This window comes from Bacillus sp. AFS029533, from assembly GCF_002585125.1.
GTDB classification, from domain to species: Bacteria; Bacillota; Bacilli; order Bacillales; family Bacillaceae_G; genus Gottfriedia; species Gottfriedia luciferensis_B.
The window spans coordinates 1-10,345 of the sequence record NZ_NUQC01000071.1 but is presented as its reverse complement, the minus strand read 5'-3'; the positions used below and the strand labels follow the sequence as shown (position 1 = coordinate 10,345).

Genomic DNA, 10,345 nt, shown 5'->3' with positions numbered 1-10,345 from the left:
GCTAAAGAATCTCGCCCCATGGAAAGCGAGCATCCTGTAGTGGAAATCAACATCACTGTACTCCTTTTACGAAAATTTGGTAAATTAATTGACAAGGAAGTTTTTCAACAGTGTGAAATGACTTTAGTAAATACTAAAGTCATTTTTTTTAACATTGAGAAAATAACTTCAAAAATTACATAAAATAGCCTAAAATAAAAAAGCTTATACCATATTTTTTGGAAAGCTTTTGGACTTTTCTTAAATAAATTTTAATCGTTTTTAAGTGAAATTATTAGAAAATGTACACAATAGGTAGTAATATCAAGATTATTAAGATAAACTATTAAAAATTTCTAATAAAACTCTAATTAAATTTTAAAATATTCATAAAGCCATTTTCATCTTAAACAGATATCCTTATACAATACAAATAATAATTTTATAGATGTTATTATAAAAAAAATGAGGGATAAAATATATGAAAAAAATATTAATTATAGAAGATGAGAAAGAATTAGCAAATTTTATACGATTAGAGTTAGAGTATGAAGGAAATGAAGTTCATATTTCAAATGATGGAAGAGACGGTTTAAACCTAGCAATCGACCAAGAATTTGACTTAATCTTGCTTGATTTAATGCTTCCTAATTTAAGTGGTATTGAAGTTTGTAGACGAATTAGAGCGCATAAAGATACACCAATTATTATGATTACAGCTAGAGATAGTGTTTTTGATCGTATTTCTGGTTTAGATAGTGGTGCAGATGATTATATTTCAAAACCATTTGTTATTGAAGAACTTTTAGCTCATATGCGAGCAATCTTTAGACGCATCGATCGTTCAACAAATTTACACTGCTTAAAATTTAAAGATTTGTCATTAGATTCTGCAGCTCGAGTTGTTAAAAAAGATGAAGCGATCATTGATTTAACGAAAAAGGAATTCGATTTATTGTATTTATTAATGAGCAATGTAAATCGTGTATTAACTAGAGAAATTTTATTAGAAACTGTATGGGGCTATGGCTCTACAATTGAAACAAACGTAGTGGATGTTTATATTAGCTACTTAAGAACAAAACTAGATGATAAAAATAATACCTATATTCACACTGTAAGGGGTACTGGGTATGTAATGAGGATGTAGAGGTGGATCTTACCTTGTTAAATAAGCTTTCGATTAGATGGAAAATAACAATTACAATCGCTGTGCTTATGTTTGTCATATTTACATTATGTAATCTTATTCAAAGTGCTTTGATTCAAATGTCAGTCATGAATCAGCAGCAACATCGTATTGAAAAGAGATTATATGATACGTCAGCTTATTTAGATGAAGAATATAAAACGAAACGACCTACTGCGGCTTCTTTTGCAGAAAACAAATCATATTTTGAAAAAATTATACAAAATAATGAGATGATTCGATTAATCGATAAAGATGGAAAAGAAATATTTACAGTTTCAAGAACGATGCCTAAAATTCATATTAATAAAAAAGACTTCGGTAAAATCCAAAAATATAGACTACACAATCAAGAAATTTTAATTAATAGTAAGCTGTTACATTATAAGAATTTTGATGGTGTTTTAGAAGTTGCAATGAATGTAGAAATCTTTTCGAAATTAATTAAAGAATCATTCATGATTCTCATTCTAGGAACAACCATTTCGTTAATTTTAAGTATTTTAAGCGGTTATTTCTTATCTAAAAAAATATTAAATCCTATTAAAAATTTAAATCAAACAATGATTAAAATAAAAAATAATCAATTAAAAGAGCGAGTTTTTGTAGGAGAAACAAATGATGAATTGTCTGAACTCGGTCTACTTTTTAACAAAATGATGGATGAGTTAGAGGCTTCAATTACAAGACAAAAGCGTTTTGTTGAAGATGCTTCTCATGAATTAAGGACACCTTTAGCAATCATTCATGGTCACTTATCACTTGTTAATCGCTGGGGGAAAAAAGACGAAACTGTTTTAGAAAACTCATTAAATACATGTATTAATGAAACAAACAGAATGATTATTTTAACGAATGAGCTTCTACAGTTAACGAAGCTAGAAAAAAATAGTGAAAAGATCGAACAGTATGCTCCAACAAATATTGATGAAGTATTAAATGAGATCATAAACAATTATCAGCTGTTACATGAAGATTTGGAAATTCACTTTCACACTCCTAATCAAATTGTCGATAAAGCAAATATTGCAAGAGAACATTTAATGCAAATATTAATTATTTTGTTTGATAATGCAGTTAAATACAGTAAAGAACATACCATTATCGATATAACTACAGCACAAGTTGCAAACAAGATTGAAATCAAAGTGATAGATAACGGAATCGGTATTAAAGAAGAAGATATTAATCATATATTTGACCGATTTTATCGAGCTGATAAAGCGAGAAGTCGAGCTAACGGCGGTAATGGTTTAGGCTTATCAATCGCAAAAGACCTAATTGAAAACTATGGTGGCAATCTACAAATTACAAGTAAAAATGGAGAAGGCACAACTGCTTTCATCACATTAAATACTATTTAGATAAAATGTGTATCTAAATTCTCCAAAAGAAGAAAATCACAAGATGTGTTACAAAATCTTGTGGTTTTTTTTTTCAATAAAGTTCACTAAACATTCCCTATTCTCTAACTTGGTGTCACATCAATTTAATAGTTTAGTGCCTTGTTTTATGGTAAAGTTGAATAAAATGAAAATTCTTTTAATTCGGAGGGAGAAGAAAGATGAGCTTTGTAAGCATTGCTATAAATAATGCAATTATGATTGAAAGTTTACGTAGTGCTGGTGTAGAAAACATTCAGTTAATAAACGCTGTGAAAGAAGAGAATTTCGAGTTTTTAAATCAATATGGTAATGGTTTTCCTGACTGGGAAACATTAATAAAACTGTACAAAAACAATGAAGAAAATTTTAATAAAATTGTTAATGATGGCTATCAAATCAAATTTTTAACAAAAGGATCATTAATGACTTTACTAAGATATAAATTTGGCATTGAAGTTGAAAAAGATTATGAAGATATGGGAACTGCAATTCAAGGAATTTATTTATCTGAAGAAGCAATTAATCTAATTAAACATACACTTGCAGCAAACTGGAGTTTAAGTACATATGTTGATGAAAAAGATGGGCTGAAAAAAATACGTATTGAATTAGTAAAAGGTAGTGAAGCTGTAACAAAGTAAATTATATGGATTAATTTAGTAGAGGGACAATTTATAGAAATTGTTCCTTTTTTACTAACTATAAAAGGGTTCAGCTAGTGGAAACAAAATTCATAATCAAAAATGAAAAAGGAGTAAAGCAATGGGAGTAAAAAAATTATTTTGGGAAGATCCTTATCTTTCAAAAACTACTGCAATTGTTACGGAAGTAGATGGCAGGAATGTTACTTTAAACGAAACCATTATTTATGCTTTTTCGGGAGGGCAACAATCAGATTCAGGGAGAATTGGTCATTATGAGGTGATTGAAGCTAAGAAGGACGGATTAGATATTATCTACACTTTACCAGAAAATCATGACCTTCAAAAAGGACAAGAAGTAGTGATTGAAATCGATTGGGAGAAACGATATCGAATTATGAAGCTACATTTTGCTGCAGAAATCATCTTGGAGCTAATGTATCAAAACTATCATAATCCTGAAAAAATTGGTGCAAATATTACTAGTGATAAAGCTAGAATTGATTTCTATTGGGATGGAAAAATCTCTGAAACATTCCCACTTTTAGAGACAAAAGCAAAGGAGCTCATTGGAGCAGATTTAGAAATATTTAGTGAGTTTGATGACCCAGAAAATCAAAGAAGATATTGGGAAATTAAAGACTTTGGTAAAGTTCCGTGTGGTGGGACACATATTAAGCGAACAGGAGAAATTAAAGGAATAAAGTTAAAACGAAACAATATAGGAGGTGGGAAAGAACGGATAGAAATTTATTTGATGATCTAAATAGAATATTTGAATCTAAAAAACGAACCTAAAGGCTAGTGTGAAAACTGTTAGGATCGTTTTTTTTTTTTGTAATTTTTTATAAAATCCAGAACTTTTAATAAATCAGCACAATTATTTGGTAGAAATATGTCGAAAATAACTTGAAAACGGCGGAAACCTTGAAAAATATAGATAAAAATGTCCCAATTGACCGAATATTAGAAAAAATTATAATTAAATTTAATGGGTCAGAGTAATGTATATCAATATTCTGGTATGCGATTACTTAGTAAATGTAGTTTTAGTAGGGACGAGAACAAACGTTATTCATTAGAAAAGAGGGATTAGGTGGAGAGATCAAAAATTGAAAAGTTTAGTAGAGTGTTAAAAGGCTCTGCAGCAGCAGCCATATTTTTGGGAATGTTATTACCAACAAGTCAAAAAGACTATGTATCTGCAACAACTATACATGGCAAATCATCTGAACAAATACTAGCCTCATTGACCCAAGAACAAAGAGATGCTTTAACGAAGCTAAAATCGATGGAGAGCTATGGATTACAAGGATTTGATAAAAAGGACTTAAATAGTAGTTCTGATATATCTGTTATTGTCGAATTCAAATCCAAGCCTGAAAAGGTTGCTATTCTTGAATCTGCATTAGAAGGGAAATCTTTAACTTCCACTGAGGCGAAGAATAGGGTTAAACATGATCATACTGCCTTTGAAGAAGATTTAGCGAAAATCTTACCAGCTTCTAAGGAGAAAAGCGGCAGGGATCAATATAAAATTACTCGTTCATTTGATACTGTTTACAATGGGGTTTCTATGAAACTACCAGCGAATGAAGTTGAAAAACTATTAAAATCTGATTCAGTTCAAGCTGTTTATAAAAGTGTTGAATTTTCTATAGATCCACCAGAAACTCCGGATTCTACAGAAGAACAAGATTCAATTAAAAGAATAGAGAGTATACCATTTTTAGGTGTAGATAAGCTACATGAAGAAGGGATTACAGGCAAAGGGGTAAAAGTCGGCGTAATTGATACAGGAGTTGATTATAATCACCCTGATTTGAAGGATGCATTTAAAGGAGGATATGACTTAGTAGATAATGATCCAGACCCGATGGAAACTACATATGACGATTGGAAAAAATCTGGTCGTCCTGAGACTGATCAAAATCTTTCACCTTACTATACAAGTCATGGTACGCATGTTTCGGGAACGATTGCAGGTAGAGCCAAAAATACTGGTGGTGTGGCTGTTAAGGGAATTGCACCTGATGCTGACCTTTTTGTTTATCGTGTTTTAGGACCTTATGGGACTGGAGAATTGGAAGATATTTTAGCTGGAATTGAAAAAGCAGTTGAAGATAAAATGGATGTTATTAATCTTTCTCTAGGAGCAAACATTAATGATCCAATGTATCCGACTAGCACAGCGATAAATTATGCTGTACTTAACGGTGTGACGGCATCAGTTTCAGCGGGGAATAGCGGACCGAACTCTTATACACTAGGTTCACCAGGGGCTGCAGCACTTGCATTAACAGTAGGAGCAAGTAGTGCACCTATTCCAGTTACTAAATATACAGGTGTTCTTAACGGAATAGAAACACCATTTCAATTAAGTACTCTCTATAATGATTTTGTTTCAGACTTAAAAGTTTTTAACGGTCAAACTTTAGATGTAGTAGACTTAGGGGTTGGAAATGACTCTGATTATTTAAATAAAGACGTAGCTGGAAAAGTTGTTTTTGTAAGTACAGGTGTAATTGGTACGCAATCCAAGACTGTCTATGCAAAAAATCACGGAGCACGTGCAATCATTGCTTATAGTAATATTCCAAACGCTGGCCCATCACAATTCGTAAAAGAGGAGCAAAACTTTATCCCTGCATTTTCAATGAGTTATGAACAAGGTTTAGATTTTAAAGCAAAATTAGCAGCCGGCCATACTAAACTGACTTTTAAAGATTTGAAAGAAGTTAATACAGATGCAGATAAACTTGCTAGCTTCAGTTCACGTGGACCTTCTAGAAGTAATTACGATATGAAGCCAGAAATTACAGCTCCTGGTGTAAGTGTGTTATCAAGCGTGCCTGCTTATTCGATTTATAAAAACGACCAAACAAATTATAAGTACGCTTATTCTCGTATGTCAGGTACATCTATGGCAGCACCTCATGTTACAGGTATTTCTGCTTTATTACTTCAAGCAAATCCAGCGCTTGAACCTGCTGACATAAAAACGATATTAATGAATACTGCTAAGCCTTTAGCAGATAGCTATAGTGTCTTTGATGTAGGTGCAGGTCGTGTAGATCCTTATAGGGCTGTTCATACTGGAATGAAAATACAAGTCCAAGATGAAACAGTTTTTCCTCTAAATGGTGAGAACTTAAAAGTAAAAGAACTAACAGGTGGACTTAGCTTTGGTAGTCACTATGCAAATGAAGATATTTTAGTAGAAAAGAAAGTAAACTTTACAAATGTGGAAGATAAACTAAAGAAATTTAATGTAGATGTTAACTTTCAAACAGGTATTAATGGCTCCCTGAATGCTAGCGAAAACGGTGTCAGTGTAAGTATACCTACAGAAATTAAAGTTCAATCTCTAGATACGAAGAAAATACCTGTTTCTATATCTGTTCCAGCAAATGCTAAGGCAGGAATTTATGAAGGGTATATTATTGTAACAAATAAAGATGACAAGAATGAACAATATCGAATTCCTTTTAGTGTTCGCACGACAGAGGAAGGATTCAATTCAACGACATTATCTTATAAATCAATGTCACCTTCATTTTTACATGTGAAACGTAGCTTTAGTGCAAATCAATTTATTGATATGATTTTTAATTTTAAATCACCTATGAAACGAATGGACATCGTATTACAAGATGGAAAGACAGGAAATGATTTAGGTGTTATTGGAACAATTGATCTAAGTTCGTCATACGATGGGACAAATTATTTACTAAGTGCTTTCTTTAATGGTACTTACCATGCTTATACTGATAATACAACACAGCCAATTTCGCCGACATTAAGTTATGTAAAACCGGGGCCATATCGAATTAAAATAATTGGTACGAGCGCTAGAGATAAAGTATTCGTTAACTATAATGATTTATATATAGACAATAATATCCCGACAATGTCGACATCATTTGATGGAAATGAGTCACCTGTTATAGAATATCAACCAGGTCAGAAAACAATTCCTGTTCAAGTGAATGTAACTGATCAAGAAGTTGCAAATATGAATGAATTCGGAATGAAAGTTGATCAATCAATTAACAAAGTAAACTATTCAGTTAATGGTAACTTCAATCCTGTACTTCCTGTAGGAGTAGATGGGAAAATCGACTTAAGTGTACCAATGAACGAATCAAGTACACTCTTAACCTATACTTTAAATGGATTAGATGGTGCAAATAACACGACACAAAAGAAAAACTATTACTTTGTTAAAGCTGGGTCGCCTTACGGATATGTGAAGACTGACAATGTAAATGTGAAAATGGGAGATACGGTTAATGCTACGTTTGTTTTAAATAATGTTCAAAATCTGAAATCAGCTGAATGGACGCTTAATAATATAGGTCAAAACTTCGAGGTTTTAGATGCGAAAGCAAATGAAGCATTGAAGGATTTAGGCGCAACAGTAACTGTTGAAACGTCTGGAAATAATTCAAAAGTAAAGCTTGCTTTAGATGAAGCGAAAACAGTTAGTGGAAAAATACCTGCTATAAACCTAAAATTAAAGGTGAAGAGTACAACATTTGCGGTGAGTGCACCTGTAAATCCAATAATTGCTTATACGAATGATCAAGGTAATCGAATTACACTTTCTTCAGCTGGTATGGAATGGTTGATCCAACCAACATTCTCTGAAGTATTTGGTACATTAGGTGCAGAGGCTTCAATTTATAATCGAAATTGGAATTGGACAACTTCTGGTGCAACTGTTCGAGTGATTGATGGAAATGGTAAAGTATACGATGGCTCATCTTCTCTAGTAAGTTATGGCGATTACAAAATTTCTAATCTACCATTAACGACTAAATCGTTTACTTGGGAATTAAAAGTACCAGGTCATTTTACGGTGAAGCGTGAAATCCCGATCGGATTAGATAAGAATGGTACGATTTGGGGACAGACATTACAATACTTTAGCGACAAAGCAACTGCAGGAGACGTAAATGGGGATGACGTAATCGATGTTTATGACGCGCTTTATATTCAAACATATTGGGGAACAAATAAAAGAAGTGCAGATATAAATAATGATGGAACAGTAAACGCGACAGATTTCCAATTCGTAGAAAAAAATTACTTAAAACAAAATCCATCGAACCAAAATGCACCAATTCCGAAGAAGAAATACAAAACGCAAACAATAGATACAATTAAAGGAGAACTTGGAATTTAAATAATGGAAATGGCTACCTTTCAATGAGGTAGCCATTTTTAAAAAATCATCTGAATTTCTAATTATTTAATCCAGCTTCTTAAAAATCAAAATTATCAGGGTCTGGACCTACACGTTTATTTGCATCAAGTGTAGCAATTTGTTGCATATCATTTGATGAAAGCTCGAAGTTGAATACTTCAAAGTTTTCTTGAATTCGTGAAGGTGTAATTGATTTAGGAATTACGATTACATTGCGTTGCAAATGCCAACGGATGATAACTTGGGCAGTTGTTTTACCATATTGATCCGCAATCTCTTTTATAACAGGATTTGTTAAAGCTTCGCCACCTTGCATTAATGGGCTCCATGCTTCTAATGCAATGCCGTTTTTATGACAATATTCATGTAATTCGTTTTGTTGAAACATTGGGTGTAATTCGACTTGATCGACCATTGGTTTAATATTACGATGAGCTGCAATATCTTCTAAGTGATGGACATGAAAATTGGAAACACCAATTGCTGGCACAAGCTTTTCATCGTAAAGTCTTTCTAATGCTTTATATGTATCTAAATATTTTTCTTTTACTGGCCAGTGAATTAAATAAAGATCAACATAGTCCAAGCCTAATTTTTTAAGACTTTCTTCATGTGCTTTTAAAGTTGAATCATACCCTTGATCAGCATTCCAAACTTTTGTTGTAATAAAAAGTTCATCACGAGCAACACCAGATTGGCGAATTGCTTCACCTACTTGCTCTTCGTTTTGATAGACAGCTGCAGTATCAATATGACGATAACCTATTTCGATAGCTGTTCGGACAGCATCTACACCATCTTCTGGTGACACACGCCACACACCTAAACCTAATTGAGGCATTTTAACTCCATTATGTAATGCAATAGAATGTTCAAACTTCATTTTAATTCCCTCCTTATTAAAGACTAAATCTAGTGTACAATATAAACTTTAAAAATAAAAAAATTTGATCTAAATTAATAGGGAAATAATAATAAAGCAATTCGATTAGGTGTGTATTTTCCATATTAAAAAATAAAAATAAAACGGTATAAATGAAAACATAATTTTAGAATAATACTATAAATGAGTGCAAAATGGTTGTATATTTTGAGCTTTTCCTTCAATATAAGTATAGGAAAAATGCTCTTTATTTTTGTTTGGAGGGGAAATTTAGATGTTAGATCAGATTTTAGATTTTAATAAGAAGTTTGTTGAAAATAAGGAATATGAGCAATACACAGCTTCAAAGTTTCCGAATAAAGAGGTAGTAGTTGTTACTTGTATGGATACACGTCTAGTTGAACTTTTACCAAAGGCTCTTGATATTAGAAACGGTGACGTGAAAATGATTAAAACAGCTGGTGCAGTTATTGCCCATCCGTTTGGTTCAGTTATGAGAAGTATTCTAGTTTCAATCTATGAACTTGGGGCTAAAGAAGTATTAGTAATCGGTCACCATGAGTGTGGAATGGGGAATACAAATCCTACACGAATAAAAGAAAAAATGGTTGAACGAGGAATTAAAGAAGAAAACCTTGAAATTTTAGGGTTTTCAGGTCTAGATTTAGATAAATGGTTAACTGGTTTTTCGAATGTATACGACAGTGTTAACCACAGTGTTTCAATTATTAAAAACCATCCACTTGTTCCAAAAGAGGTTGAAATTCATGGTCTAGTAATTGACCCACATACAGGGAAGTTAGAAGTAGTTCATCGAGATGAAAAAACTGCTGAATAACGATATAAGATAAACAAAAAAGTTATCCTTTAAGTAGGATAACTTTTTTTATGTTGTTGAAAAAGACCCTTTTCAATTAAGTTACCAAATTTTCGTAAAGGAGTAGAGTGATGTTGATTTCCACTACAGGATGCTCGCTTTCCATGGGGCGAGGTTCTTTAGCCTCCTCGGCAAGCCTGCGGGGTCTCAGCCTTCCCGCTTATCCCATAGGAGTCGAGCAC

The 10,345-nt window shown here is 32.5% G+C and carries 8 protein-coding genes; 7 read left to right on the top strand and 1 reads right to left on the bottom strand.

Annotated elements, in window-relative coordinates:
* From COE53_RS24220 to COE53_RS23285, 6 genes are all read left to right on the top strand, one after another.
* A partial coding sequence (locus COE53_RS24220) for a hypothetical protein (protein WP_218962891.1) occupies positions 1-183 on the top strand: 183 nt, incomplete at its 5' end.
* A 277-nt stretch (positions 184-460) separates the two neighbouring features.
* Positions 461-1,129 carry a response regulator transcription factor gene (locus COE53_RS23305; protein WP_056471929.1) on the top strand — a complete coding sequence of 223 codons (669 nt, stop codon included), beginning with the start codon at positions 461-463 and terminating at the stop codon, positions 1,127-1,129.
* Positions 1,130-1,143: 14 nt separating this feature from the next.
* Positions 1,144-2,532, top strand: a complete 1,389-nt coding sequence (locus tag COE53_RS23300) for a HAMP domain-containing sensor histidine kinase (RefSeq protein ID WP_091024329.1) — start codon at positions 1,144-1,146, stop codon at positions 2,530-2,532.
* Between the two features lie 200 nt (positions 2,533-2,732).
* Positions 2,733-3,194 (top strand): hypothetical protein, encoded by a 462-nt coding sequence (locus tag COE53_RS23295; protein ID WP_091024331.1) that lies wholly within the window; start codon positions 2,733-2,735, stop codon positions 3,192-3,194.
* A 121-nt stretch (positions 3,195-3,315) separates the two neighbouring features.
* Positions 3,316-3,960, top strand: coding sequence for an alanyl-tRNA editing protein (locus COE53_RS23290; protein WP_025569041.1), 645 nt, complete (start codon positions 3,316-3,318; stop codon positions 3,958-3,960).
* Between the two features lie 330 nt (positions 3,961-4,290).
* Positions 4,291-8,382 (top strand): S8 family serine peptidase, encoded by a 4,092-nt coding sequence (locus tag COE53_RS23285; protein WP_098948785.1) that lies wholly within the window; start codon positions 4,291-4,293, stop codon positions 8,380-8,382.
* 79 nt (positions 8,383-8,461) lie between these two features.
* On the opposite strand, the gene COE53_RS23280 is transcribed toward COE53_RS23285, so the two are convergent.
* Entirely contained in the window at positions 8,462-9,286 is an 825-nt protein-coding gene (locus COE53_RS23280) for an aldo/keto reductase (protein WP_069033262.1), read from the bottom strand.
* A gap of 274 nt (positions 9,287-9,560) precedes the next feature.
* Between COE53_RS23280 and COE53_RS23275 the strand changes: the two genes are divergently transcribed.
* Positions 9,561-10,124, top strand: coding sequence for a beta-class carbonic anhydrase (locus COE53_RS23275; protein WP_025568922.1), 564 nt, complete (start codon positions 9,561-9,563; stop codon positions 10,122-10,124).
* The last annotated feature ends 221 nt before the right edge of the window (positions 10,125-10,345 follow it).

What these genes read in the sequence shown, in the direction of transcription:
- COE53_RS23275 (WP_025568922.1), top strand. Translation starts at nt 9,561, where the DNA reads ATGTTAGATCAGATTTTAGATTTTAATAAGAAGTTTGTTGAAAATAAG.
- COE53_RS23295 (WP_091024331.1), top strand. Translation starts at nt 2,733, where the DNA reads ATGAGCTTTGTAAGCATTGCTATAAATAATGCAATTATGATTGAAAGT.
- COE53_RS23305 (WP_056471929.1), top strand. Translation starts at nt 461, where the DNA reads ATGAAAAAAATATTAATTATAGAAGATGAGAAAGAATTAGCAAATTTT.
- COE53_RS23290 (WP_025569041.1), top strand. Translation starts at nt 3,316, where the DNA reads ATGGGAGTAAAAAAATTATTTTGGGAAGATCCTTATCTTTCAAAAACT.
- COE53_RS23280 (WP_069033262.1), bottom strand. Translation starts at nt 9,286, where the DNA reads ATGAAGTTTGAACATTCTATTGCATTACATAATGGAGTTAAAATGCCT.